This window comes from Desulforamulus hydrothermalis Lam5 = DSM 18033 (genome assembly GCF_000315365.1).
In the GTDB taxonomy this organism is placed as follows: domain Bacteria; phylum Bacillota; class Desulfotomaculia; order Desulfotomaculales; family Desulfotomaculaceae; genus Desulfotomaculum; species Desulfotomaculum hydrothermale.
This window is the reverse complement of sequence record NZ_CAOS01000013.1, coordinates 292,812-317,415: the sequence shown is the minus strand read 5'-3', so window position 1 is coordinate 317,415 and position 24,604 is coordinate 292,812. Positions and strand designations below refer to the sequence as shown.

At 50.6% G+C, this 24,604-nt stretch carries 28 protein-coding genes; 7 read left to right on the top strand and 21 right to left on the bottom strand.

The window, feature by feature from the left end; all coding sequences use genetic code 11:
* Positions 1-224 precede the first annotated feature (224 nt).
* From DESHY_RS11680 to DESHY_RS11660, 5 genes are all read right to left on the bottom strand, one after another.
* Positions 225-1,307, bottom strand: coding sequence for a DegT/DnrJ/EryC1/StrS family aminotransferase (locus DESHY_RS11680; protein WP_008413020.1), 1,083 nt, complete (start codon positions 1,305-1,307; stop codon positions 225-227).
* A 202-nt stretch (positions 1,308-1,509) separates the two neighbouring features.
* On the bottom strand, positions 1,510-1,884 hold the full coding sequence (locus DESHY_RS11675) for a flagellar protein FlaG (protein WP_235695570.1): 375 nt from the start codon (positions 1,882-1,884) through the stop codon (positions 1,510-1,512).
* Positions 1,885-1,911: 27 nt separating this feature from the next.
* Positions 1,912-2,319, bottom strand: a complete 408-nt coding sequence (locus DESHY_RS11670) for a flagellar protein FliT (protein WP_008413015.1) — start codon at positions 2,317-2,319, stop codon at positions 1,912-1,914.
* A gap of 4 nt (positions 2,320-2,323) precedes the next feature.
* The gene (fliS, locus tag DESHY_RS11665; protein ID WP_008413013.1) at positions 2,324-2,716 is read right to left on the bottom strand and encodes a flagellar export chaperone FliS; all 393 of its coding nucleotides are present in this window, start codon (positions 2,714-2,716) and stop codon (positions 2,324-2,326) included.
* 19 nt (positions 2,717-2,735) lie between these two features.
* Positions 2,736-4,280 carry a flagellar hook-associated protein 2 gene (locus tag DESHY_RS11660; RefSeq protein ID WP_008413011.1) on the bottom strand — a complete coding sequence of 515 codons (1,545 nt, stop codon included), beginning with the start codon at positions 4,278-4,280 and terminating at the stop codon, positions 2,736-2,738.
* A gap of 218 nt (positions 4,281-4,498) precedes the next feature.
* Between DESHY_RS11660 and fliW the strand changes: the two genes are divergently transcribed.
* From fliW to hepT, 4 genes are all read left to right on the top strand, one after another.
* Positions 4,499-4,927, top strand: coding sequence for a flagellar assembly protein FliW (fliW, locus tag DESHY_RS11655; protein ID WP_008413009.1), 429 nt, complete (start codon positions 4,499-4,501; stop codon positions 4,925-4,927).
* The gene (gene csrA / locus DESHY_RS11650) at positions 4,921-5,166 is read left to right on the top strand and encodes a carbon storage regulator CsrA (RefSeq protein WP_008413007.1); all 246 of its coding nucleotides are present in this window, start codon (positions 4,921-4,923) and stop codon (positions 5,164-5,166) included. The genes fliW and csrA overlap by 7 nt, the downstream gene beginning before the upstream one ends.
* A 64-nt stretch (positions 5,167-5,230) precedes the next feature.
* Entirely contained in the window at positions 5,231-5,635 is a 405-nt protein-coding gene (gene mntA / locus DESHY_RS11645) for a type VII toxin-antitoxin system MntA family adenylyltransferase antitoxin (RefSeq protein ID WP_008413005.1), read from the top strand.
* Entirely contained in the window at positions 5,628-6,038 is a 411-nt protein-coding gene (hepT, locus tag DESHY_RS11640; RefSeq protein WP_048818101.1) for a type VII toxin-antitoxin system HepT family RNase toxin, read from the top strand. The genes mntA and hepT overlap by 8 nt, the downstream gene beginning before the upstream one ends.
* A 56-nt stretch (positions 6,039-6,094) precedes the next feature.
* On the opposite strand, the gene DESHY_RS14820 is transcribed toward hepT, so the two are convergent.
* From DESHY_RS14820 to DESHY_RS11575, 14 genes are all read right to left on the bottom strand, one after another.
* Positions 6,095-6,349, bottom strand: coding sequence for a transposase (locus tag DESHY_RS14820; RefSeq protein ID WP_337999095.1), 255 nt, complete (start codon positions 6,347-6,349; stop codon positions 6,095-6,097).
* A gap of 260 nt (positions 6,350-6,609) precedes the next feature.
* Entirely contained in the window at positions 6,610-7,683 is a 1,074-nt protein-coding gene (locus DESHY_RS11635; protein ID WP_008412998.1) for a polysaccharide pyruvyl transferase family protein, read from the bottom strand.
* A complete protein-coding gene (locus DESHY_RS11630) occupies positions 7,683-9,626 on the bottom strand; it encodes a glycosyltransferase (protein ID WP_008412997.1) in 1,944 nt (647 codons plus the stop codon). Before DESHY_RS11630 ends, DESHY_RS11635 begins: the two co-directional genes overlap by 1 nt.
* An 81-nt stretch (positions 9,627-9,707) precedes the next feature.
* A complete protein-coding gene (locus DESHY_RS11625) occupies positions 9,708-10,841 on the bottom strand; it encodes a flagellin N-terminal helical domain-containing protein (RefSeq protein ID WP_008412994.1) in 1,134 nt (377 codons plus the stop codon).
* Between the two features lie 282 nt (positions 10,842-11,123).
* Positions 11,124-11,492, bottom strand: a complete 369-nt coding sequence (locus DESHY_RS11620) for a flagellar protein FlaG (protein ID WP_008412992.1) — start codon at positions 11,490-11,492, stop codon at positions 11,124-11,126.
* A 96-nt stretch (positions 11,493-11,588) separates the two neighbouring features.
* Positions 11,589-12,557, bottom strand: a complete 969-nt coding sequence (gene flgL, locus DESHY_RS11615) for a flagellar hook-associated protein FlgL (protein ID WP_008412989.1) — start codon at positions 12,555-12,557, stop codon at positions 11,589-11,591.
* 17 nt (positions 12,558-12,574) lie between these two features.
* Entirely contained in the window at positions 12,575-14,059 is a 1,485-nt protein-coding gene (locus tag DESHY_RS11610; protein ID WP_008412987.1) for a FlgK family flagellar hook-associated protein, read from the bottom strand.
* Between the two features lie 61 nt (positions 14,060-14,120).
* A complete protein-coding gene (locus DESHY_RS11605; RefSeq protein WP_008412986.1) occupies positions 14,121-14,609 on the bottom strand; it encodes a flagellar protein FlgN in 489 nt (162 codons plus the stop codon).
* Positions 14,610-14,623: 14 nt separating this feature from the next.
* Positions 14,624-14,917, bottom strand: a complete 294-nt coding sequence (gene flgM, locus DESHY_RS11600; protein WP_008412984.1) for a flagellar biosynthesis anti-sigma factor FlgM — start codon at positions 14,915-14,917, stop codon at positions 14,624-14,626.
* A 72-nt stretch (positions 14,918-14,989) separates the two neighbouring features.
* A complete protein-coding gene (locus DESHY_RS11595) occupies positions 14,990-16,054 on the bottom strand; it encodes a protein-glutamate methylesterase/protein-glutamine glutaminase (RefSeq protein WP_008412982.1) in 1,065 nt (354 codons plus the stop codon).
* Positions 16,041-18,137 carry a chemotaxis protein CheA gene (locus DESHY_RS11590; protein ID WP_008412980.1) on the bottom strand — a complete coding sequence of 699 codons (2,097 nt, stop codon included), beginning with the start codon at positions 18,135-18,137 and terminating at the stop codon, positions 16,041-16,043. Before DESHY_RS11590 ends, DESHY_RS11595 begins: the two co-directional genes overlap by 14 nt.
* A 12-nt stretch (positions 18,138-18,149) precedes the next feature.
* A complete protein-coding gene (locus tag DESHY_RS11585) occupies positions 18,150-18,629 on the bottom strand; it encodes a chemotaxis protein CheW (RefSeq protein ID WP_072866190.1) in 480 nt (159 codons plus the stop codon).
* Between the two features lie 18 nt (positions 18,630-18,647).
* A complete protein-coding gene (locus DESHY_RS11580) occupies positions 18,648-19,427 on the bottom strand; it encodes a flagellar motor protein MotB (RefSeq protein ID WP_008412976.1) in 780 nt (259 codons plus the stop codon).
* Entirely contained in the window at positions 19,427-20,206 is a 780-nt protein-coding gene (locus DESHY_RS11575; RefSeq protein WP_008412974.1) for a flagellar motor protein, read from the bottom strand. Before DESHY_RS11575 ends, DESHY_RS11580 begins: the two co-directional genes overlap by 1 nt.
* A 189-nt stretch (positions 20,207-20,395) precedes the next feature.
* Between DESHY_RS11575 and DESHY_RS11570 the strand changes: the two genes are divergently transcribed.
* Positions 20,396-21,217 (top strand): 2-phosphosulfolactate phosphatase, encoded by an 822-nt coding sequence (locus DESHY_RS11570; protein ID WP_008412972.1) that lies wholly within the window; start codon positions 20,396-20,398, stop codon positions 21,215-21,217.
* A 137-nt stretch (positions 21,218-21,354) separates the two neighbouring features.
* Entirely contained in the window at positions 21,355-22,215 is an 861-nt protein-coding gene (locus tag DESHY_RS11565) for a hypothetical protein (RefSeq protein ID WP_235695575.1), read from the top strand.
* A gap of 15 nt (positions 22,216-22,230) precedes the next feature.
* Here the strand turns inward: DESHY_RS11565 and DESHY_RS11560 are convergent, their stop codons facing one another.
* Both DESHY_RS11560 and mutT read right to left on the bottom strand, forming a co-directional pair.
* Complete coding sequence (locus DESHY_RS11560) at positions 22,231-22,737, bottom strand: hypothetical protein (protein ID WP_008412968.1); 507 nt, start codon at positions 22,735-22,737, stop codon at positions 22,231-22,233.
* 235 nt (positions 22,738-22,972) lie between these two features.
* A complete protein-coding gene (gene mutT, locus DESHY_RS11555) occupies positions 22,973-23,383 on the bottom strand; it encodes an 8-oxo-dGTP diphosphatase MutT (RefSeq protein WP_008412966.1) in 411 nt (136 codons plus the stop codon).
* Positions 23,384-23,550: 167 nt separating this feature from the next.
* Between mutT and DESHY_RS11550 the strand changes: the two genes are divergently transcribed.
* Positions 23,551-24,564, top strand: coding sequence for a GGDEF domain-containing protein (locus tag DESHY_RS11550; RefSeq protein ID WP_008412964.1), 1,014 nt, complete (start codon positions 23,551-23,553; stop codon positions 24,562-24,564).
* Positions 24,565-24,604: the final 40 nt, after the last annotated feature.

The following is a 24,604-nucleotide window of genomic DNA, read 5'->3' as shown; positions in this document are numbered from 1 at the left end:
TTGGCGGCGCTGATAAGCCCCTTTATCAATCCGGCCGGCATTACTCTGGGTTATTGTTATAGTAAAGACGATTTTAATTTTATCTTTGTTCTTAACTTTGTTGTCTTATTTGTTGTATTTTGTCATAATACTTTTTCTAATTTTATTGTAAAACATGTCAAAATGTCCAGATATAACCATAAGACTATGGTCTAAAAAGTATAGGACCATAGTCTTATGGTTTTTTATCCTGCCTGCAGGATCTTTTTAGTTAGGGCGACGGTTTTTTCCACAGCTTCATCAGTCAGGGCCGGGTCGACGGGCAGGTTGATAACCCGGCTGTAAAAATCTTCCGCCCGGGGGCAGAGGGGCCCTTCAATGGTGCAAATATCCGGATGGCCCTGCCAGAGGTAAATGGGGTGCAGGTAGATGGGATAGTACTGCACAGTGGCCTGGACACCCCGGGCCAGGAGTTGCTCCACCAGCCGGCGTCGTTGCGGCTTTACCCGGTCTGGTAAAAGAAGGGGCAAGCTGTACCAGGCCGCCTGCGGCACTAGCTGCGGCGGCGGCAGGCGCCACTCCGCTTCTTGCCGCAGGGCCTCATAATAGGCGGCAGCCACTGCCCGGCGGCGCTGCAGCTGCTCTGCCAGGCGGGGCAGCTGCTGCAGGCCCAGGCTCGCCTGCAGGCCGGTCATGCGGTAGTTATACCCGATTTCCTGGGCTTCAAAATGCCAGGGGCCTTCCTCTTTAACCAGCCCCTCGCGGGCCAGCATCAGGCCGGTATCCCGGAACAGGGTCAGCCAGTGGTAATATTCTTCCGAATCGGTTACCACCATGCCGCCCAGCTCGGTATAAAGACTCTGGGGATGAGAAAAATCAAACACGGTTAACGGGCTTAAAGTGCCCACCGGGCGACCGCCGCATACCGCCCCCAGCCCCTGGGAAGCATCTTCAATCAAGACAATATCCCTGTCCCGCAGCAGTTGCTGCAGCTCTGCCACAGGGCAGGGCAGGCCGGCATAATGGGTGGCAATGACCGCTTTGGTTTTGCCGGACAGCCGCCACTTAACCGCGGCGGGATCCAGGCAGCCGGTTTGCGGGTCGATGTCGGTATAAATTGGTACGCCGTCCAGGTAGCGAATGGCGTGGGCCACTTCCGGGTGGGCCAGGGGGGATAAAATTACCTCATCCTGGTGGCTGATCCCGGCTGCATACAGGGCCGCATGCAGGGCCGCCGTACCGTTGGCCACCGCCACCGCGTATTTAACGTCAAGGTAACGGGCAAAGGCGGTTTCAAATTCTCTTACTTTTTGTTGCGGGTTGTGCATTGGCCTTATCTCCTTATCTAAGGGGTATCAGGTTTTATTATATACCAATCAGGCCCGCCCGGGTTAACAAATGCAAGTGTTGCTGTCGTGATAAAAGTAATTCCCTGGCAAAAGCAAGCATCCCGCCCCACTTTTCAGTGAAACGGGATGTTTTTTCATGAGAAGCGGCCTTATAGGGGCAATCCCTTTAAGCCGCCCTCCGTCAGGCAAACTTATCCACCACCAGGCCGAGCATTTCTTTAAAGTACGCCACCATGTTCAGCACCCGTTCGGGCGGTATTTCTCTGATTACCGAATGGTCTTTGGTGTTGATGATTTTGACGATATACTCGCCGCTTTTTTCGTGCAGCTGGAAGCGCAGCTCCGTGCCATAGGTTTCCAGGGTTTTGTTCATCTTATGCACAGCCTGCTGCACCGACTCGGCTTTTAAAGGCTGCTCCTCCGGTTCAGGCCGGCCGCCCCCTTCTTCCTTGGCAGCCGCAGCAGCTGCCTGCTCGGCTTGCCGGGCGGTCAGTTGCTCGTTAGCCGGCCGTTGCATATAGTCTGCTGTTTTTACCGCTGCGCTGATTGCTTCCAACAAATCTAATTCACCTCCCGCACCGGTCTACTTTTTTTTATCAATGAAACAGCCGCAGCTGCCGGGCACCGGCGCCATCCCGTAGGCCTGCCGCACGGCCTTGCCGCCGCTCAGTTCCTTCAGCTTTTGCCTGACCACGGTTAATTCCCTAACCAGGCGGGTTTTATTTGCTTCATCAAGCTCAATAATTTGCTGTAGCAAGCTGTTTATGTGGGCCGGTGTTTCGGCCGGCAGCGGGTTGCCGGAAACACCGGCAAGCAAGCTGATGTCCCGGTCGAGCCGGTCAACCTGATCCATCAACCGCTGCCTGGCCGCCAGCAATTCAGCCAATTGGTCCGGTTCATCCTGTTCCAGGACAACCGCCAGTTGCCGGGTAAGGGCCAGGATTTGCTCCAACCGCTGTTTTTTTTGATTATACAACTCCGCCGGCTGCACCTTGCTAACTCCCCGCTGCCACGCCGGTCTTCACCTGTTTGACCGCCTGCACCCAGGTATCCCGCAGTTCTGCCGCATAGCCGGCAATTTCCCGGAGAATCTCCGGATCCTTCTTAATATTGGCTTCCACCAAGCGGCGGTTCATGTAGTCGTACATCAGCTGCAAGTTTTGCCCCACTTCATAGCTTGTGTCCAGGGTATCCAGCAGGTGGGCGATGATATCCTGGGCGTGGGTAATGCACCGGTGCGCCGCCTCAATATCTTTCTTTTCCACTGACTCCCGGGCCAGCTTTAAATCCTTCACCAGCCTTTGATAAAGCATGGTGGTTAACTCTTCCGGCGCCGCACTTAAAACAGCGTTTTGCTGATAGCTTTTGTACGGATCCTTGGCAATCATACCGCTTTCCCCCTTATGATTAATTACCGCTGCCAAACTGCTGGGCCAGCCAGGCGCTCTGGCTGTTCATTTTGTTAATGGCTGTTTCCAGAGCTGTAAATTTTTTCCAATATCTGTCCTCAATTTCTTCTAATCTGTCTTCCCAGGTATCTATTTCTTTATCCAAACTGCTGATTTGCTTGCCTAATACGCTGTTGTCCACCAGGCTGTAGCCGGAAGCAGCCCCGGCTTTATTGGTTATGGTATTTATAGCAGCTGTCAGTTCATCATATAACCTTACCGCCAGCCCCTTATTGCTGTAAGTATCAGAATTATTGGTAAATAACTGCAGCACCGCCTCGGGGTTGGCTGTAATGGCCTCCTTCAGCTTGGACTCATCAAGGTAAAGCTTGCCCTTTTCGGTATAGCTTAGTGTTTTAATGCCAATTTCCGCCAAGGTGTCGTAGTTGCTGTTACTTACGCCGCTCACGGATGTGCTGACGGCATTACGCAACTTGCTGACAATGCCTGATAAAACAGTATCATTTTTCAATAAGCCGCTTTTAGCCTTTTCTTCCCACTTCTTTTCCTGTTCGTCGCTCAGTTGTTCCCGCTGGTCGTCGGTCAGGGGCAGGTAGTCCTTGTATTTTTCTTCACTCAGCTTGGTATTGATTTTTTCCAGGGTACTGTTGTAAAGGTCGACAAAGCTTTTAACGGCATTAAAAACCGCCTCTGTATCATGAGCCACAGTAATATTTACCGTTTCACCGGGTGATGCGCCGGTTAAATTAAAGTTGATGCCGGCCAGGGTAAACTGGTTGGCGGACTGGCCGGTGATGGTTGTGCCGTTAAATACAAAGGAGGCGTTTGTACCGCCGGCTTCATCAATGCCGTTGGCAGGGTCGCCGTCGCTGTCCAGCTTTAACTTATCGCCCAGCAGCTCGTAAACCTGATCGGCAAAACCGTCTACGGCAGTAAAATTAATTTTTTGTTCGGCACCGGTACGGTTGGAAAAAACAAACATGCGGTTAACGGTTTTATCAAAAAAAGCGGTTACCCCGGCGCCGGTTTTGCCGTCCGGCAGCTTGGCCCCGTTTATTTTGGCCACCAGAGAATCAATGGTGTCACTGTCCGGGTTAATCTCGATTTCCTGGCTGCCGTTGACGGTAAATTTGAAAGCCCCGCTCCCGGTGAGCCCCAGCTGCTCCTTCAAGGTGGCAGCCTCTTTGTTAAAGGCTACTTCCGCGGTGCTGTTCATAGTGGCAGCGCTGGCCAGGGCCGTTACCTGCAAGGTATAGTTGCCCGGCACCGCAGCGGATGTAGCAGTAGCCTTAACAATACTCTCGTTGGAGGAAGCAGCTTTTTTTACTAAATAGGTGCCCTGCAGCTTCATAGTGAACACATTGTCCCGCAGGGCCCGCAGGGAGTTGTTAATATCCCGGTAGTCTTCCCGCTGCCACTCGGCAATTTGCTTTTTTTGCTTAATTTTATCCACCTTCAGGCGCTGCACTTTCATTAAGTCGCTGACCATCTGGTCTATATCCAAACCGGTGGCTAAACCGCCGATACGCAAATTAGATCCCATACTACCCCGCCTTTCGCAGATTCCTACAACAAAATTCGGCTGTTTGCTGTGACTCTTGAGGGTTTGTATGGTAAATTATAAACAGGCAAAAAACATTTTTTCAATTAACCCAGGGGATGAAAAAACATTTAGCCGTGCTTAAAACAAACTCCGCTACAGTTTGAATGAAACGTGGGTGCTGCATCATGCCGGCACCGGACAAATAAGGAGGCATTACTTTGGATCAAACAACCGCAAACGGTGTGAAAATAACCTTTGAGCAAGGCCTGCCGGGGTTTGAAGAACTGCGTGCATTTTATATCAGCAAGCCCCTGGCGGACAGCCCCTTTTACTACCTGCAGGCCGCCCCGCCGGAGGACATTTGCCTCTTGTTAATTAATCCCTTTGAAGTAACCACCGCCTATGAATTCAACTTGCCCGAAGCGGTTTTAGCCGTACTGGAGATTAAAGAACCGGCGGATGTGGCGGTTTTTAATGTGGTTAACGCCCGGCAGGGCCTGGCCAACGCCACTGTCAACCTGCAGGCCCCGGTGGTTATTAATGTGCGGCAGCAAAAAGGCATGCAGGTGGTGCTGAACGAACCCGCCTGGCAAGTGCGGGAACCATTAAGCAACCTGCTGCAGGGAAAGGTGGGCCAAGCATGCTGATTCTCTCGCGCAAAAAAAAAGAAGCCATCCACATCGGGGATGACATTACAGTAACTATTTTAGAGGTAGCCGGTGATACCATTAAGCTGGGCATTACCGCCCCCAGGCATATTCAAATTTTGCGCAGCGAGGTGCTGCAGGCCATCCGGCAGGAAAACCGGCAAGCTGCCGCCTGCCCGGTAAGGATGCTGGATATTAACAAGCTGCTGGAACAGGAAAAAACGCCGGAAGAAAAGTAACGTTTGCAAGCAGCCCGCAAAATCGGCAATCGCCGGCGCATGCTTGCAGTTGGAGTGTTGCATAATGCACCTTGACGACAAAGCAATTTCAATCATTAAACAGTACCTGGCTGAAAAAATAGCGCCTTATCTGATTATCTTGTTTGGCTCAGCCGCCGACGGGCGCCTGATGGCCGACAGTGACATTGATATTGCCTTTTTAAGCGAGCAAAAATTCAGCGACTATGAAGTTTTTTTGACCGGTCAGGGCCTGGCAGATCTTTTAAACCGGGACATCGACCTGGTGGATTTAGAAAAAGCATCTACCGTTTTTCAAGCCAGGGTTTTAAGTACCGGCAAAATTATTTATTCAAAGGATGAAAACAAGCGTATGTTCTTTTATATGCTTGTTTATAAAAAATACGCCAAGTTAAATGAGGAGCGACAGTGCATTTTAAAGAAAATTGAGGAAAGTGGTTGCCATGATTAATGATGTCATTTTAAATAAAACCCAAGTCATTAAGCGTTGTAAGAAAAGAATCCAGGAAGAATATGATAATAATTTTCAGAATTTATTAAACTATACCAGGCAGGATTCGATTATATTAAACATCCAGCGGGCTTGCGAGGCTGCCATCGACCTGGCCATGCATGTGGTAGCCGAGAAGAAATTGGGCTTGCCTCAAAGCAGCCGGCAAGCCTTTGACTTGCTTTATGAAAACGGTTTGATTGAAAGGGAACTGTCGGAACGGTTAAAAGCCATGGTAGGTTTTCGCAACATAGCCGTGCACGATTACCAGTCTGTTAATCTTAATATACTGCAAAAAATTATTGAAAACCACCTTGCTGATCTGGAGACCTTTGCCGGTATATTAGTAAAGCTGGATGGTTAGGTAACCGTATAGCTAACTACCATCTTAAATTTCTGTAGCACACTTTTTTGGTGTTTTTAAACGATAACGGGTTCAAATTCGCCTTCTATGCCATGGGAAACAGTCAAGTCTATCTGACCATATTTCCTCCTGACTTGCTTCTTGCTGTGGCCATTGCGGCGGTTGGGTGGTTTCTTGTTCTTAATATCATTCTTTTCGTAACCTAGGCTTTCATCTAGCTCGGCTTCAAGCATCTCCTGTAGTGTGTCGGCGAACAGCTCTTTTAGTGCATTCTGTATGTCTATTACGGACTTCAGGTTGTTTTCTTTGATAAATGACGGAGTTAATTTTTGTCCATGAGTGAATATGCTTTTCCTACCTTTCCTTGATATTGTAATTGAGGAAAGGACAAAAGCACAATTTATTTTACACTCTCACCAAAATTAATGGCCGTTTTTTGCCAAAAGTATTGACCGCTTACAAAGGCCTATAAGTTTTGCAATTCGCCGTGCTCTATTTTTAGTTTGTCATAAACATAAAATTTTATACACCAACTATACAATACTCCTTACACTTCCTTCAAACTTGAGTATTACTCCTTATCTAACAATTTAACAATGTTTTTTAAGCTTATCAATAATTTAGGCATGTACTCTTCCTTTGCTTTAATAAAGCGGTTTACAATTTGTTTATAATTAATTTCTATTAACTTGATCCGATCTAAAATTTCCCCAGCATGTACTTTATCAGTAGAAATTATTAGATCATTACTCTCAACAGTCTCTGCAAAATCAAAACATTTACCTCTGTATGCTAACGATATAAATGGTCGACCCACTGCAGCTGATATTATATTAGCATGTAATTTTATATTTATAGTTAAAAAAGAATCATTAATTAGTTTAACAAGTTTATTTGCGTCATAAACTTGATTTATAACTGTCAAATTACTTTCTGTGAATTTGCTGCCAAGCCTTTGAACAACTTCAATATCTTCTACCCATATTGGATATATGACTATGTCATATCCTTTATTAAGCAAGATCTGTATTGTTATCTCTAATTGTTCCTCTAATTTTTCTTCGTTACCGCCAAAAATATTATTATATGAGGTCCCCCAATTTACCAAAATTTTTCTATTATTAGGTTGGCTTATCGAGTTGGTGTATATTAGTGCTGGATCACCAACTATTTGCACCTTATAGGGCTCAACGCCTATATTTATTAGTACTTCCTTCGTTAAAGGACCTCGAACTGAAATATATTTCATATAACTTGTTATTTCCATAATCTTTGTTTTCAAGTCATCATTTAACCATACTCTTGTGTCATTAATCTTGCCAACATCCTCTGAAGTATATAAGCCATCAATTCCGGTACCCCAAGATATTAGGGGTATATTTAATTCCTTTGCTTTTAAGCACAGATCAATCCAGTAAGGAATATTAAATAATGATCCCCCACCTAATACGACTAAATCATAAACTTTTAAATCCCATGTATAATTATTAATTGGCAAATATCCATCAATGTTAACTTCATAATCATTTGCATTTCTATCGAAGAACTGATAAAACAACCTTTTAAAAAGAGTATATAAAATATCGTCTCCTACGTTACCCCTTCCTAACCAACCCAAATATAAAATATTTTTAACTCTATTCATTAATTCACAACCTTTTTATAAGACATAATATATTTTGAGTCAGGGAAATAAAGAATTGCTTTGTCAACCAGTTCTTTAAGAAGTTGTTGGTTATTTAATTTTTTACAGATTTCTATAGGTGTTTCATACACTCTAAAGTCCATAGGGTTAATTTTTAGAGCATCAATAAAAAACTCAAGTGCAAGATCTAACTGACCAGTTTTGTACAAACAATCTGCCATTTTTACTAAAATGTCAGCCAATTTATGTGAAGGCAAGATATTATCTTTTTCTATGTATTTATGGAACATTTCTACTGCATAACTATATTGCCCATAATAATAACATAACTCTGCAACTTCTTGAATAATATCCATATTTTCGATTATATCATTAAAAATAGTCAACTTGTCAATTTTAGATAATTTAATCATTTCTTGAAAAACATCAAGAAGAACATACTTGTCAGATTTTAAAAATGATACGTCTTCTTTTAGATACCATTGAATAAATCTTTTTAATGAAGGCTTTACGATTTTCTTAAGCCTGCATAAACTCTCCTCATCTTTAGCTAAAATAGAAGCTATTGTTCCTTTAATAGCAAATCTAGTGTCATATGCATGTAGATACAGCTGATTAAACTTCATTGCTGCACTATCATATTTATCATTTAACATATCAATATCGGCTGATTCCTTAGTTAGTTTATCACCCTGCGATAAGTTTTGAATCAAAAAATAATAATACTCTGCAAGATTAGGACTATTAGCTTGTAATGAAGCTTTTAATAAAAGCAGTAAATGTTTTAAATTGCTATAATCATACATATTACCTAAGAACTTGATTATCTCTTTAGCAGATTCAAACTTCGAAAGAATAAACAGTAACTGTTTTAGTGAAATATAATTATCATAATCAGTCTTTAACGATTCAATATACATTTCTATACTTTTATGAAAGTTTCCCTTTTTAAAATATATATCACCCATGAGTCTTGTTATATTAGCCAAGTTAAAATGCGCACTAGATTGACCAATCAATCCATTCTCAAAATTTTGTATGCCCCGTTCATATGCATCAATAGCATCATAATAACGTTTATCTTGTTCATAAAAATCTGCAAGGTAAAAATAAAAATCAGGAAATTCCGGGAAAGCTTTGTTAGCTTCTTTAACAATATTTATGACTTCTTCTTTAGGATACTTTAATTGCACCATAGCATTTATTAAATTAAGATAGTTTTTCTGATACATACCAAGCAATGTACCGTTATTATATTTAATCGCTTTTAATGCATAGTCTATTGTTTTATCATAACATCCCCCTATAGCATATGATTCAGAAATATAAAAACACAAATTACTGTCTTGGGGGTTTTTCTCAAGTTCTTTCAGCAACAGTTCAAGATTCCTGTGCATCTTGTTTTTATCCCTAATATCGTCCAAGGAATAGCCTGTATGAATAATTTTAATATAATTTGTAGCATCTAATATCTTTGGATTGCAATCTTTACGAATTAACATTTCATGAATTGCACCATAATATTCAATATTATTGTCATTTCTAAATATGCGAATAACAGGAACAGAATTTATCGCTTTTTTACTTTTCTTATCATAGTTAGTTAGCATGCAAACCAAAAAGTCTGCTTTTCTATTATTAGCTTCAATAACTACTAGCTTTAATTTATTAATAGATTCTCTTGTAAGGTACTCGTCTGCGTCAAGAAAAATTATCCACTGCCCTTTAGCTTTAGATATTGCATAATTTCTAGCTTTGGAAAAATCGTTGCACCATTCATAATGATACACTTTAGCCCCTAACCCTTTTGCCACATCTACCGTCTTATCCGTCGAACCAGTATCCACTACTATCATTTCAGACACAAGAGACTTTACGCTTTCCAAACAGGATACAATATTTTTCTCTTCATTTTTTGTTATAACACAGGCCGAGAGTTTCATCTTTCATGTTCCCTTCTTACATGCAAAATATAAGTTTTATATAATAAAGAGGGAGCTTCTTTTGCTCCCTCTTTATTTCTACTACCGTAAAAGTTGCAGAACTCCTTGTGGCTGTTGGTTTGCCTGAGCAAGCATTGCCTGGGCAGCTTGAGACAGGATATTGTTCTTGGTAAATTCCATCATTTCCTTGGCCATATCTACATCTCTAATCCTTGACTCAGCGGCAGTTAAGTTTTCTTGTGATGTACCAAGGTTGTTAATGGTATGTTCTAGTCTATTTTGGAATGCACCTAACTTAGCACGCTGGGCAGAAACATCAGTCAGCGCTTTATTGATAGCGGAGACAGATGCTTCAGCTGCTTGTTGGGTATTGATTTTCAGACCGCTAACATGCAGAGCACTGGCACTCATGTCTTCTATCTCAACGCGCATTGTTTGAGAAGAATTAGCACCAATTTGATAGCTTAAAGCAGTATCGGTATTATCTGTAACTGTCTGCCTTGTAGTAAAGGTCACTTCATCACCAATGTTAGCAGCAGTTAATGCTGCTAAGGTTAAGGTTGCGGCATTAGTAAACCCAATTGTGCCGCCAGTTTTGTTAACCGCAAATGTCCCACTAGTACCAGTAGAATCTGTCCAGGTAACGATATAGGTTGTCCCAGTAGAATCAGCAGATGTAATTCTTACGTTATAAGTATTGTCAACACTGATTGTAGTTGCAGCTGCAATGGCAGTAAATGAAGCCGTGTTATTTTCATCAAATTTAGCAAATTGTGCAACTGAACGTACACCACTAAGCGAGCCATCCAATAGTTTCTTAGTGTTAAATTCTGTAGTGTCAGAAATACGATCAATTTCTTTAATTAACTGATCTAATTCTTTTTGCAGTTCTTCACGGTCATCATTAGTATTAGTGTCGTTAGAAGCCTGAACTGCTAATTCACGCATACGCTGCAGAATACTGTGGGTTTCGTTTAAAGCACCTTCAGCAGTCTGTATTAAGGAAATACCATCCTGAGCATTCTTAGATGCCATGTCCAAACCCCTGATCTGCCCGCGCATCTTTTCGCTGATGGCCAAACCTGCTGCGTCGTCACCGGCGCGGTTGATGCGCAAGCCAGAGGAGAGCTTCTCCAGCGATTTTGCGCCGATGGCGTTGTTGTTGCTCAACTGACGGTAGGTATTCAGCGCTGCAATGTTGTGGTTGATTCTCATTTTTCATTCCTCCATGAATTTATTTTATTACCGCATCCGTGCGGTAAAAGCTGTATCCGGTCGGCCGCCCCGGATTTGCTTTCCAGTATTTATTTCGGCAGTGGCAGCAATAAGTTTAGTGTTGAGAAATATTTTTTTGTTAAAATAAAAACCGCTCCTGGCAGGCAGCGGTTGCCGGTTTGTACAAACCTCGCTTTTAAGCATTTATAGTGATTGTAACAGAAATTCCAGGAAGTTGTTTGTATTTTAATATAATTAAAATATACAATTAAAATGTTGCCGCTAGGCATAGCCGTCCAGGTGGCGGCCTTTGGTTTTTTCTGACGGTTGTGCATCCTCTGCAAGCAGGGCCAGGGCTTGTGCCGGGGTGAGATGCCGGCTGCGGCCGCCGGCTTTGTCTTTTACCCTGATGCGGCTTTCTTTGCCCTGCTTAACCAGGGCAAATTCCAGGCTCTGGTTGAGCATGCGGGCCAGCCGGTTAAGCTGTTCCACCGCCCGGTTGAGGTCCTGGTGGAGCAGGTTCCGGGCCATGTCCCGGGCCTGCATGACCGCAGGGTCGGGCAGCGGCTTGCTCCTGGCAGCGGCATCGCCCTGGCGGGCGATCATTTCCTGGGCGGCCAGGTTTTGCAGGCCGCCCGCGCCGATTTTCATAAGGCAGCACCTCCCTTGGGGCAGCCGGCCCCGGTACTGCAGGTCAGTTCTTCATACTACCCGGCGGTTTTGCCGCAGCAGCAGTAATACCTGCTGTTATTTCAAATACTGCAGCAGGCTGACGTTCAACAGGTTGGCGGCAGTCATCAGGGAGGCCTGGTGTACCAGCTGGTTTTCGGCCGCTTCAATGGTGAGTTTGGCAATGTCTGCCCCCTGCACCTGCACCAGCCGCTCCTTCAGCTTGGTTTCTTGATCCTCCAGCTGTTCCTGCACCGCTTCCAGGTGGCGGGTACGGGCGCCCACCGCGACCCGATGCGCCAATACTTCATCATGGGCGGCGTCCAACCGGCCCAGGGCAGTATTAATGCCGGCGGTGTCATTGGTTTGCAGGGCATCCCGCAGGTTTTTCAAAACTTCCAGGGGGCCGCCGGTCACCTCGGTCCAGATTTGGCCGGAACCGGGCGGTTCTTCTATGGTGTTGGCGGTCAGCTTGCCAAAAACACCGTTTTCTGACGACGCTGCATCCGCCACGCCGGGCGCCACCACCGGGTAGCTGCCGCCAAACAGGATTTCCCGCTGCACCAGGTCGGTATTGCCCCGGTAGTAAATCTTATCGCCTTGACGCATAAAGGGCGGCATGCCGTTCTGGGTGCCGGCAAACAGGTACTTGCCGCCCAGGCTGCTGTTGCCCAGGTCCACCAGGGCGTCAATTTGCTTGTCAATTTGCTCGGCGATGGCCTTGCGGTCTTCTTCCGTCAGGGTGCCGTTAGCCCCCTGCAGGGCCAGTGCTTTGGCATCCTGCAAGGTCACACCGACGGTGTTCAGGGCGGTATCGGTCTGGTTCAGGTAAGCCAGGCCGTCCTGGATGTTGCGCAGGTATTGCTCGTTGCCGGTCAGGGTGGCGTTAATGGCCATCAGCTGGCTGATTTCTGACGGGTTATCCGAAGGCCGGTTAATGGTTTTGCCGGTGGCGCTGTGCTCCTGCACTTTGGCCGACCGCTGCAGGTTGTTCTGGATATAGCGGCACATATTGTTGGCCAGCAGGGTGTTGGAAACACGCAACATTTTACACACCTCCCCCTTTAGCGGATACGGTTAATTAAATAATCAAGCAACTCGTCCTGCAGGGCGAGCATGCGGGCGGAGGCCTGGTAGCCGTACTGGAACTGGATCATGCGGGTCAGTTCCTCGTCCACCGAAACGCCGGACACCGACTGGCGCAGGGCTTCAATCTGACTGCCGATGGCCTGCTGGTTTTCCAGCATGTTGGCGTAGTGATCCACATTGGCCCCCACCTGGGCCACAATGCCCTGGTAAAAGTTCTCAAAGGTAGTGTTGGCGACGCTGCCTACGGTAATCAAGGTGCTGCGCAGGCGGGCCACGTTGATGGCGTTCTGGCCGATAATATCCAGGTAGCCGGCTTTTACTTTGATGTCGGCCGCCCCGGTGGCAGATGCATCAAAAAACTCAATGCCGGAGCCGGGCGGGCTATCGGTTGCGCCGCCGTTTACCAGTTCCACCAGTTTAAGGGCCAGGTCGTCCAAATCCTTCAACAGCTTGGCATTATCCTGGCGGGCGGCTTCCAGGCCCAGCAGGGAACCCTGGCCGGAACCGGCCAAGAGCGGGGAATAAACAGCCCGTGCCGTTAAGTCCAGTTTGGCATCGGCCGCATCAAAGGTGCCGTCGTAATCCAGCAGCAGGTGGTAATGGGGGTCGGCACTGTTGTCCTTAAACACTGCCACCTGGCCCGCCTCAGCCTGGCCGTTATTCATTTTGACAATATCAAAACTGCCGCCGGCATCGATAAAGCTCACCGTGATTTGGCCGCCGTCGCTGATGGTGGTTTTAATATTGCCGTATTTGGCCAGCTCATCCAGCAGGGCATCCCGCTGGTCCAGCAGGTCGTTGGGGGAAGCGCCGTTTTGTTTAAGGCGGATGATGGTATTGGAAAGATCGGCAATCCTTTTGGTAATCAGGTTGATTTTATCTGCCTCAAAGCTCATCATACCCCCCACCACCCGGAAGTAGCCCGGCGGATCCTCGCCGGCAGCGGCAACCGCAATGCCCTCGCCGATGGTGCTGAGCTGGGTGTGCATCTGGCGGAAAATACCCGCCAGTTCATCGGCAGATTCAATCACCGCTTTTTTAACGCCCGGGTCGGCCGGGTTGTTGTTGACATCCTGCCAGTCGTTGAAGAAATTCAGCAGCACTGCCTGCAGGCCCCGGCCGTCCGGTTCCGGGAACACGGTTTCCATCCGTTTGGCCAGGTCCAGCCTTTTCTCCCAGTAGCCTTCGTAGCTGCCGGACTGGCGGGACTGCACATCCAGGTAATAGTCCCGGATGCGCCGCACTTCTTCCACCGATACGCCGGTGCCCAGCTGGCCCGGCAGCATTTTGGTGGCCAGGTCGGGCAGGGTCCAGGGATCGGTGGGCTTAAGCACCGCCTCCTGGCGGGAGTAGCCTTCGGTGTTGGCATTGGCAATGTTGTGCCCTGTTACGTCCAGGGCAGTACGGTGGGACATGACGCCCCTTTTGGCAATTTCCAGTCCAAACCAGGTTCCAGGCATGTAGATACCACCTTTTTAAGCCGGCAATAGGGCCGGCTGTTAGCTGTCATCATGCATAAAGTTAAACGGTTTTGTTGAGCAACGAGAGGGGTTCGGCGGCCACCGTTGCCTGACCGCCCGGCTTGTAGGTGGTCTGGGCGGGCTGGCAGCCGGCCAGCAAAATCTGGTTAAACTGCATGGCATTTTGGGTGAGGATTTTGTTTAATGCCGCCATGCTGTTAATGGCTTCGGTTAACTGCCGCAGGGAACCGGCCGTTTTATGCATCTCCCGGGCCAGCCCGGCCGGAGCGTGCTGCAGGGTTTCGCTTAAGGTGGCCCCCGCCGGCAAATTTAGCTGTGCCTCCAGGGCTGCTTGTACGGCTTCCCGCTGCCGGTCCAGCTGCCTGGTCTGGGCAGTGATGGCGTGCAGCTCTTGCAGCGCCAGCCGGAGGGCCTCCATATCGTTGTGCCGCAGGGCCTGGTTGTGCTTTTCGGTGGCCTGCAGCATATCCGCCAGTTTTTCCTGCAGGGCGGACAACAGCCGGCTCAAGTTAAAAAATAAAGACTCCATTTTTGCATCATCCTTTAAACCAATTTATCCAGGAGCCTCTCTTTCAATATGCCTTCAGCAATTTTATCGGCAGCCGGCCGGTAAGTGCCGGCCTGAATCTCTGTTCGCAAGCGGTTGACCAGGTCTTCCCTGATCTCCGGCAGGTTTTGCAAGGCTGTTTCAATTTCTTTTTTAAACCTGGCTGCTGCAGACAGCTGCAGGGTAGCCCCGGCCGTACCGGCAGCCTGTTTTGACCCGGCCTGCTCGGTCTTTTGCCGGTTATATGCTTTAATTAAGTCACCGGCTGGTTTAAACCCGTTGATTTTCATCTCGATCACCTGCAAGTTCTCTTGTTACTGCAGTATATATCGGCAGGTTAGGCCTGTTTCTTAACCTGTTTTTCAGAAAAACCTTTGAATTTCCTGGGCAATTTGCGGCAAGGGCACCACTTTTTGGGCTGCCCCCAGTTCCACCGCCGCCCGGGGCATACCGTACACCACACAGGTGCTTTCGTGCTCGGCAATGGTGGGACCGCCCTGTTCTTTAATGGCCAGCATGCCCCGGGCGCCGTCCCGCCCCATGCCGGTAAGCAGCACCCCCAGGGCGCGGCAGCCGTACACCTCGGCGGCAGATTGCATAACCCAATCTACCGAAGGGCGGAAACCGCCGGGAGCCAGCGGCTGGCCAAAATTGCTCAGGCTTACGGCGGCGCCGCTGCCCTGGGGTACAAAGTTCAAATCATAGCCCGCCGGCGCCACCAGCGCCAGGCCCGGTTTGACGGCATCGCCCGACTCGGCATGGCGCACCGCAAGGGCGCTTTTTTTATCTAAATGTTCTGCCATCGATTTAGAAAAACCCACCGGGATGTGCTGCACAATCACCACGCCGGCGGGCAGATCCGCCGGCAGGTAGGGGATGATTTGCTGCAGGGCGGCCGGGCCGCCAGTGGAGCAGCCGATCACCACCAGGTCGATTTTGCCGCACACCTGTTGCCGGGGCGCCAGGGCCGGCCGGCGGGGCGGGGTTGCCGAACCGGCCGGCGCCAACGTGGTTTTGACCACCCGGCGCAATACCACCCGGGAGGCCACCTTGATTTTAGCCTTTAATTCCTCCACCATCCTGGGCAGTTCGGCGGAAGTGGCCGGTTTAGGCACAAAGTCCACCGCCCCGGCCGACAGGGCGTCCATGGTGGCCCGGGCACCTTCGTGGGTGTGGGCGCTTAACATGACTGTGGGCGTGGGACATTCCTTCATCAAACGGCGCAGGGTGGCAATGCCGTCCAGTTTGGGCATTTCCACGTCCAGGGTAACCACATCCGGCTTGAGGTTTTTAATCTGCTGCAAAGCCTCCAGGCCGTCGGCGGCGGTGCCGATGACTTTAATTTCCCTGTCACCCTCCAGCAGGCGGCTGATCAGCCGCCGCATCAGCGAGGAATCATCCACCACCAGGACTTTAACCGGCAGCATAAGCTACCTCCTCGGTACCCAGTTCTTTCACCAGGCCCCGCACGTCTACAATCAGGGCCACTTTGCCGTCGCCCAGGATGCAAGCGCCGGACAAGCCGGGCACCTGGCCCAGGTAATCGCCCAGAGATTTAATCACAATCTCCTGTTCGCCCAGCAGCTTGTCTACCACTACGGCAATGCGCTTGTCGCCGGAACCAAGAATGACCACAAACATTTTGCTGTCTTCCTGACATTCGGAGCAGTTGAACAGCCGGCCCAGGCGTACCAAGGGCAGGATTTTATCCCTTACCACAATGACCTCATTGTTGCCGATGCGGCGGACATCCTGGTCGGTGATGCGGATGGTTTCAGACACGTTGGTCAAGGGGAAGGCATACACCTGGTTGCCCAGGGTTACCATGAGGGCCCGGATGATGGCCAGGGTCAGGGGCAGCCGGATGGTAATGGTGGTGCCGGCGCCCGGCTTGGTATCCAATTCCACCGTGCCGTTGATTTGTTCAATGGCAGTATTTACCACATCCATGCCCACGCCCCGGCCGGATAAATCGCTCACCTCATTGTTCTTGGTGGAAAAGCCCGGCCTAAAGATCAGTTGCAAGGCCTCCCGGTCGCTCATGCGATCGGCGGTTTCCCGGTCCACAAAGCCCATTTCCACTGCTTTGTGGCGTATTTTGCCGGCATCCATACCCCGGCCGTCATCCTTAACAGTAATAACAATATGGCTTTCGGCATAGGAGGCCTTCAGCAGCAGGGTACCGGTGGCCGGCTTGCCGGCGGCCAGTCGCTCCTGGGCCGGTTCGATGCCGTGGTCGATGGCGTTGCGGATCAGGTGGATGAGGGGGTCGCCGATTACCTCAATAACGTTGCGGTCCAGCTCGGTTTCCTTGCCCTCCACCACAAAGTCGATTTCTTTGCCCAGTTTCTGGGCGGTATCCCGCACCATGCGGGGGAACCGGTTGAACAACTGGGCCACCGGCAGCATGCGCGCCTTCATAATTTGCTCCTGCAGGTCGCCGGTAACCTGGCCCAGGTGGTTGGAAATCTCGTTAATGGCTTCCACCAGGTCATCCGAGCCAAAGCGTGACTCAAATATTTCGGCAAAACGGTTGAGGCGGGTGCGGTCGATGACCAATTCGCCCACCAGGTTCATTAAATTATCCAGCTTGTTAACATCCACCCGTACGGTTTTAACCGCCTTTTTATCAGCAGCTTCCGGCTTGGTACCGTTATGCTCCGGCCCGGCTGCCGGCAGCCGGCCGGCCGTGTCGGGCGCAGCAGCAGCCAGGGCGGGTTCCGGATTACCCAGCACCACCGGCTGCACCTCCGCCTCGGTAACTTCGGAGATGGTGATAACCAGGTTTTTAATGCGGTCGGCATCCTCTTTGGTCACCAGCAGCAGTTGGAAACCCAGGTCGTACTTGCCTTCTTGAATATCTTCGGCCGGCGGTTCGCTTTTGATAATTTCTCCTGCCTGCTGCAGGGTTTCAAAAACCAGGAAAGCCCGCACGTTTTTCATTTGGCAATCCCGGTCGATGTCCACCGCCACTTTATAACACTGAAAACCCCGCAGTTCCGCTTCCCGGATTACGTTTTCTTCCACTTCGCCGATGTCCAGCCAGCGCCGGGGGGCCGGAGCAGCCGCAACAGCTGCCGCCTGTTCCGGCGGCGCCGCTGCCGACGCCGGCCGGGCCGGCCGGTCAGAACCCGCCCCCGCCACAAACTGCTTGATTTTTGCCACTACGCCGGCGGTGTCCACCGGCGGCCCCTCGCCGGTTACTTCTTCCTTCAGGGCCTTCAGGGTATCCAGGCACTCAAACAGCACGTTAATCATGGCAGAAGTCACCTGGATTTCGCCATGGCGGATTTTGTCAAACAGGTTTTCCATTTCATGGGTCAGATTGGCCATATTTTGATAGCCCATAATGCCGGAAGACCCTTTAACGGTGTGGGCGGCCCGGAAGATTTCCTGGATAATGTCGGGGTTCCCTTCATCCCGTTCCAGCGCCAGCAGGCCGTCGTTAATAACCTGAATTTTTTCTTCCAGCTCGTCAATAAATACCCCAATTTCTAAATCTGAAAACATGCTCTGTCCCTCCTAGACTTGGCTCCCGGCAATATCGGCCTGCAGCAGCTGGGCCTTTTCTTCTTCCAGCAGGATTTTATCCTGATCCAGCAGGATGATTAACCGTTCCTCTAAAATGGCAATGCCCCGCAGGTAGGCCGCATCAATGCCATGCACCACCGGCGGGGGCGGCTCAATACCGGCCAGGGGCAAGCGCAGCACTTCCTGGACGGAATCCACAATCATGCCGACGGTTTGACCCGCCACCTCCACAATGATAATGCGGCAGGCCTGGGTGCGCTGCTTTTGCTCCAGGCCAAAGCGGCGGCTCAGGTCGATGACCGGGATAATGCGGCCCCGCAGGTTAATCACGCCTTCCACAAAGTGAGGTGCCCGGGGAATTTTCGTAATGTTTTCCATCCGGATAATTTCGTAAACAGAATTAATATCTATGCCGTAGACTTGTTCTGCCAGTTGAAACACAACAATTTGCAGTTCCTGGCTGTTCTGCATGGCCTTTGACACTATCCATCACTCCTTGGGTTGGTTGGTTGGCAAAAGTTCGTGTACCGCTTCCGGTTCCACATCCCGGAACTTGGTTCTTAATACCACTATATCAACCCGCCGGTTTTGCTGGCGGTTGGCATCCGAATCATTGGGTTTTCTGGGCCGGTATTCGCCGTAGCCGGTGGCCGACAGCCGGTCGGGCGAAATGCCGCTGTATGCAATTAAGCGGTGCACCACACTGGCTGACCTGGCCAGAGACAGCTCCCAGTTGGAGGGGAAACGGCTGGTATTGATGGGCAGGTCGTCGGTATGCCCCTCCACCCGGATGTAATTGGGGGTCTGGCGCAGGATAGCCCCCACCTTGTCGACAATCTCCCGGGAGGAAGAATTCAGCTCGGCCACGCCCAGGGGAAACAAAACCACATCCTGGAAGCTGACCACCACGCCGCGTTCCTCAATGGTAACGGTAACCTTGCCGGACAAGCCGTTTTCGTCCACATAGGCCTGGATCTGCCGTTTGATCTTCTCCATGTTCTGCTGTTCCAGGTTTTCCATGGCGGTGTCCAGCTCTTTGCTTTCGCTGGCCCCGGGCACCATCGAGGGGCCGCCGCTCTCCATAATGCTCTGGCTGCCGCCCATGGTTTTAGCCAGGGAGGATGCTATGGCATAATATTTATTGGCATCAATTTTACTGAGGGTGTACATTACCACAAAAAAAATCAGCAGCAAGGTAATTAAGTCGGCGTAGGTAATCAGCCACCGCTCATGGTTTTCCTTAACCGGTTCCTGGCCCCGTTTTTTCATTACGCTTCACCTTCATCTGCTTGGTTCTTCACCTGGCCGGGTTTAATAAAGGCGTTCAGTCTTTCCCGGATAATGGAGGGGTTGTAGCCCGCCTGCAGGGCCAGCACGCCCTCAATCATCATTTCGCGCAGGATTAATTCTTTTTTGCTCAAATTTTTTAATTTGCCGCCGATGGGCAGCCAGAAAACGTTGGCGGAAGATACCCCGTACAGGGTAGCAATAAAGGCCATGGCAATGGCGGGACCCAGGCTGTCCGGGTCCTGCAGGCTGCCCAGCACGTGCACCAGACCCATAACCGTACCGATAATGCCCATGGTAGGGGCATAGCCTCCTGCCGCTTCAAAAATATGTACGCCCACCTGGTGCCTTTCGTAGGAAGCGTAAACCTCTGTTTCCAAAATACTGCGCACCATTTCCGGATCGGTGCCATCCACCACCAGCTGCATGGCTTTACGGAGAAACGGGTCTTCAATGGTGTGCAGCTGGCTGTCCAGGTAAAGCAAACCTTCCCGGCGGGCCTTTTCGGCCAGCTCCACGATTAAATTAATGGTTTCGGAAAAATCCGGCAGTTTTTTGGTCATGGCCGTTTTTACCAGTTTGGGCATGGAAAGCACTTCGCTGGTGGAAAAGGCAATAACAGTGGCACCTATGGTGCCGCCGATAACAATGACAAAGGCGCTGGGGGCCAGCAGGGCAGAGGCGTGCCCGCCTTCCCAAAGGAAACCTGCAATCAGGCAGGTGGCTGCAAATAAAATCCCCAGAGGGGTCATAATTTCCAATCTCGTCACATCCTCAATTAAAATTGAATTATTTTCTAATTTACGACCAGTTGCGGTTAAATTCCTGCATCAAGGGCAGATTTAAATTTTCTTTAACCTTTGCTCTCGCCACTCAGAGCCATCGTGAACCCCCTTTATATTTAATGTATAATATGAGCATAATGAAGGGTCGGGAAAGGAATGATACAGATGGAGATTTCACTTATTCCCACTGCCGAACAGATCAGCCGGGAGTCCCTGATAAATAAATCGGCAGTTATGTTCGACATCTTAAGAGCCAGTTCTACAGTTTGCACTGCCCTGGCGAACGGCTGTCAGGCGGTGCTGCCGGTGTCAGAAGTGGCGGATGCCCTGGCGCTGGCCCAAAGCCTGCCGGAACAAACCTGTTTGCTGGGCGGTGAACGGGGTGCCGTAAGGCTGCCGGGCTTTCACCTGGGCAACTCGCCGTCGGAATACACCCGGCCGGTGGTGCAGGGCAAGACAATTATTTTAACCACCACCAACGGCACCCGGGCCATTAGGCTGGCAGCCGCGGGCAGCGGCCTGGTTATCATCGGCAGTTTGCTGAACGTTACGGCAACCGCCCGGGCACTGGTGGCGGCAGGCCGTGACGTGGCGCTGGTGTGCGCCGGCACCCGGGGGCAGTTTTCCCTGGAGGACACCCTGGCGGCCGGCCTGGTTATCCGGCAGTTGTTAAAGCTGCTGCCCTCCGGAGAAGCAACAGCACCGGCGGCTGCTCCGGCGTCCGACGGGCCGTATGCGGAAGAACGGCCCCTTTATAAAGGCCGCCCCCTGGTGCTGACCGACGCAGCAATGGCAGCCCTGCGGCTGGCTGAATACTACAGCGCCAACCCGCTGCAGGCCCTGCATGACTCCCTGCACGGGCAAAAACTGGTGCAACTGGGGTTGGCGTCAGATTTGGCCTATTGCGCCCAGGTGGATCTGTTAGAAGTGGTGCCGGTGTACCGGCAGGGCAAAATAACCCTGGCCGGTGAAGCGGCCGTCCGTTAATGCTCCCGACACTGACCGGGCAGGCAGAATCTGCGGTTGCAAGACCACGGAAAATTGTTTACTATATTAAGTGATAGTTCTGGTACACAACAGCAGGCTTCTTGGTGGCCAACCGGAGGCCTGTTTTGCTTGATGAGGTGATATGTTTGAAAACCTGGTATGTGGAGGATGCCGGCGGCGGCTGCCGGGCCTTTGGTGAAGTGCTGGTGCTGGTGTGTGAGGAAACCAATGAGGTTTATGCAGCCCGGGTGCCGGTAACCTGGAGCAATAAAATGGGCTGGGAGGAGCTGGTTTGCCAGCTGATGATTGATTTAATGGCTGCCGCCGGGGCCGGCCCGGCGGATCGTTACCTGGTGTGCAGCGGCAACATTTTTCACACCTACCACAAGTGGTTAACCGAGCATGGATATAACTGGGCCACCCACAAAATGGACGGGCTGGCCCATGAGGCTGCCGAAAACGAATTTCACCGGATGGTGGTGGAAGCCGGTTTTCCGGCTCACATCAAGCTGGTAGACCGTGATTACCGATCATATTATAACGAAATTGAAAAATGGGTGGCCAGTGATCCGGCCCGCCAGCAACTGTACTGGAAAGACCGGGAGGTGCGCAAAAAACCGGCTCAGGCCAGGTATGTATTAAAAAGCACGCTGGGCCGGGCCCGCACCTGCCGCCATTGCCGGCAGCCCATACCCCCCTTCAGCCCGGCGGTGGAATTAAAATACCGCCAGAACGGCCGCAAGTTCAGGTACTTTTTTCACCCGGCCTGTAGCCCGGTACAGCCCCTGCAAAGCCGGCTGGAACAGCTGACGGTACCCTGGCAGGGCGGTCAGTTGACCGGTATTTTAATACCCTGTCAGGACCAGGTGACCTGCGCGCTGTGCGGCCTGCCGCTGGCGTCCGGCGAACCAACCTTTTATGCCTATGCCGGCAGCCAACTGCTGGCCGGCCACCCGGCTTGCTTTGCCGCTACCCGCACTTCGGGCGGCCTGGGTTAGTTGAAGGCCGCTTGCTTAGTGGTAAGTAAGGGGCCGGCTGCCGGCGCCTTCCAGGATCAGCTGCAGTCTAGCCAGCTCGGGCACCTCCTGGTTGGCCGCCGCCAGCTCTTTGACATGATCGTATAATTTGTCCAAACCGCTGTGGGCATCCCGGATCAACAGGGCATAGGGCCGGTATTCGCCGCCTTCGGCCAGAGCCAGGGCAGCCCCTTCCTCTAAAGCCCCCCAGTCGCCCACAAGAACCAGGTTTTGCTTTTGGGCAATCAGGTTGATGAACTCCCACATCTCGGGGCTGAAGGCAACCAGCAACCCCTCGCCTTCATCCCAATCAATTTCCAATACCACCAGGTACTCGGCGGTGTTGGTAACCACCAGATCCCAGGTAAACCGGTAGTCTATCTCGTCCCCGGCGTAAAACCGCTCAAACAGGTCGCCCAGCTCCTGTTGCAGCGAAGGAATGATGATGACCACGGCTATTTCAGATTCCCCCAAAAACTCGGGAAATACCACTTGTTTGTGCAACTTCGATCTCCCCTTGATGTTAAACAGTGTATAAAAATGAATATCCCCGGTGGTTACCCGGGGTGATCGGCAGGCCTTTATCAGGAATTATATCACAAAATTCTGCATGTCCATAAGGAATTTTTGTCCAAAAATGTGCATGTTATTGTCAAAGTTCGTCACCCGTGGTACAATTGTTTACACCCAGTGAATCTGTCTCCTTCTCAATATATCTTTATTTTAAAGCCTGCCGTATTTATTGGCAGGCTTCTTTCTTGTCCAATAACTTTTGCAACTTTTTAACCACCGGCAAATCCGCGGCGGTAAAATCGTACCCATCCATTTCGTCAGGTCTTACCCAGCGGAAATCGCGGCACTCCCGGGCCACCGGCTGTTGCCCCAGGTAACGGCAGGTGTAGCACAGCAGCAGGACATGCCTGTCGCCGTAGCAGTGGGAAACCACCTCAAAAATATCTTCCACTGCCACCTCCATGGCCAGTTCTTCCTGAATTTCCCGCTGTAAGCCGGCTTTCGGGTCTTCCCCAACATGCAGCTTGCCACCGGGAAATTCCCATTTTAAACCGTGCTCAGCCTGTGCGGGGCGCTGGGCAATTAAAATTTTATCCTGGTTAACAATAATAGCCGCTGTAACGATAATGGTATGCATACCTGCTCCTTTCACAGATAGTTTAACAGCCTGCTGCAAGGTTATGCGCAACCGGAACGGACTTTTTAAAATAATGTTAATTCGACGTTAATATACTTTTTATGCCAAGGATTTTCCAAGGGCATCAGAGAATTTACTTGTTAATTCACACAGGGAGGCAAACCACGGTGGTTGATGACAACATATTATCCAAATTCCAAAAACTGGTTAAGCTAAATGAAAAGCTGACGCAGCTGCACTGGATCGTGGCCCAAATTGCAGGGGAGCACGACCTGCGCACCATGTATAATTTAATCTTAAACGGTTTTATGGAAATTGCCGAAGTGGCCGGCTGCCAGTTGCTCGTGCTGGATGAAAACGGTGCTCCCATTGCCAACGTACAGCGCAGCCTGGCTAACAACCCCTTTGGCTCTTGTGGCAAGCTGTCTAAAATACTTTCGCACATGCACCGGATTAAAAACACCGCTCTGGCCCTGCCCCACCCAATCTGTTGCGGCCACTGCGGCTCTCCCTGCCAGGGCATGCTGCAGGTGTTGACCCTGGACAGCAAGTACGGCAAGCCGCTGGCCATAATTATGGCCCAGTATGAACAACCGCCGGATACGGCGGAAGAAAGACACATGATTTTAGAGCTGTTTACCATTCAGGTAAGCCTGGCGCTGGAAAACGCCCTGTTAAATAAAAAGTTTGAAAGCCTTTCCTTTACGGACGCCCTCACCGGGCTGTACAACCACCGCTACTTTGCGGAAAGAATAAACCGGGAAGTCCGGCTGAACGGCCATGTGTCCCGGCATATCGGCCTGATTATGCTGGACGTGGACTTTTTTAAAGACTATAACGACCGTTTCGGCCACCCGGCGGGCGACCGGGTGTTAATTACACTGGGCCAATTGTTCCGGCAGGCAGTGCGGCCCGGTGATATTGCGGCCCGTTACGGCGGCGAAGAGTTTGCTTTCATCCTGCCTGATACCGGCCTGGAGGAGTGCATCCGGCTGGCGGAACACATCCGGCAGACGGTGGCCGCTACCACCTTCCCCCACCGGCCGGTGACGGTTTCACTCGGCGTCGCCCACTGCCCGACCCATACGGCGGATGCCGGCCAACTGCCGGCACTGGCGGACAAAGCCTTATATGCGGCCAAAGCTGCCGGCCGCAACCGGGTTAAGGTGGCCGGTCCGTAAACACTAAACAAGGCAGCTGCGGCACAACCGGACCGCAGCC

What these genes read in the sequence shown, in the direction of transcription:
- DESHY_RS11680 (WP_008413020.1), bottom strand. Translation starts at nt 1,307, where the DNA reads ATGCACAACCCGCAACAAAAAGTAAGAGAATTTGAAACCGCCTTTGCC.
- fliS (WP_008413013.1), bottom strand. Translation starts at nt 2,716, where the DNA reads ATGATTGCCAAGGATCCGTACAAAAGCTATCAGCAAAACGCTGTTTTA.
- DESHY_RS11660 (WP_008413011.1), bottom strand. Translation starts at nt 4,280, where the DNA reads ATGGGATCTAATTTGCGTATCGGCGGTTTAGCCACCGGTTTGGATATA.
- csrA (WP_008413007.1), top strand. Translation starts at nt 4,921, where the DNA reads ATGCTGATTCTCTCGCGCAAAAAAAAAGAAGCCATCCACATCGGGGAT.
- mntA (WP_008413005.1), top strand. Translation starts at nt 5,231, where the DNA reads ATGCACCTTGACGACAAAGCAATTTCAATCATTAAACAGTACCTGGCT.
- hepT (WP_048818101.1), top strand. Translation starts at nt 5,628, where the DNA reads ATGATTAATGATGTCATTTTAAATAAAACCCAAGTCATTAAGCGTTGT.
- DESHY_RS11635 (WP_008412998.1), bottom strand. Translation starts at nt 7,683, where the DNA reads ATGAATAGAGTTAAAAATATTTTATATTTGGGTTGGTTAGGAAGGGGT.
- DESHY_RS11630 (WP_008412997.1), bottom strand. Translation starts at nt 9,626, where the DNA reads ATGAAACTCTCGGCCTGTGTTATAACAAAAAATGAAGAGAAAAATATT.
- DESHY_RS11625 (WP_008412994.1), bottom strand. Translation starts at nt 10,841, where the DNA reads ATGAGAATCAACCACAACATTGCAGCGCTGAATACCTACCGTCAGTTG.
- DESHY_RS11620 (WP_008412992.1), bottom strand. Translation starts at nt 11,492, where the DNA reads ATGAAAATCGGCGCGGGCGGCCTGCAAAACCTGGCCGCCCAGGAAATG.
- flgL (WP_008412989.1), bottom strand. Translation starts at nt 12,557, where the DNA reads ATGTTGCGTGTTTCCAACACCCTGCTGGCCAACAATATGTGCCGCTAT.
- DESHY_RS11610 (WP_008412987.1), bottom strand. Translation starts at nt 14,059, where the DNA reads ATGCCTGGAACCTGGTTTGGACTGGAAATTGCCAAAAGGGGCGTCATG.
- DESHY_RS11605 (WP_008412986.1), bottom strand. Translation starts at nt 14,609, where the DNA reads ATGGAGTCTTTATTTTTTAACTTGAGCCGGCTGTTGTCCGCCCTGCAG.
- flgM (WP_008412984.1), bottom strand. Translation starts at nt 14,917, where the DNA reads ATGAAAATCAACGGGTTTAAACCAGCCGGTGACTTAATTAAAGCATAT.
- DESHY_RS11595 (WP_008412982.1), bottom strand. Translation starts at nt 16,054, where the DNA reads ATGCTGCCGGTTAAAGTCCTGGTGGTGGATGATTCCTCGCTGATGCGG.
- DESHY_RS11590 (WP_008412980.1), bottom strand. Translation starts at nt 18,137, where the DNA reads ATGTTTTCAGATTTAGAAATTGGGGTATTTATTGACGAGCTGGAAGAA.
- DESHY_RS11585 (WP_072866190.1), bottom strand. Translation starts at nt 18,629, where the DNA reads ATGCAGAACAGCCAGGAACTGCAAATTGTTGTGTTTCAACTGGCAGAA.
- DESHY_RS11580 (WP_008412976.1), bottom strand. Translation starts at nt 19,427, where the DNA reads ATGAAAAAACGGGGCCAGGAACCGGTTAAGGAAAACCATGAGCGGTGG.
- DESHY_RS11570 (WP_008412972.1), top strand. Translation starts at nt 20,396, where the DNA reads ATGGAGATTTCACTTATTCCCACTGCCGAACAGATCAGCCGGGAGTCC.
- mutT (WP_008412966.1), bottom strand. Translation starts at nt 23,383, where the DNA reads ATGCATACCATTATCGTTACAGCGGCTATTATTGTTAACCAGGATAAA.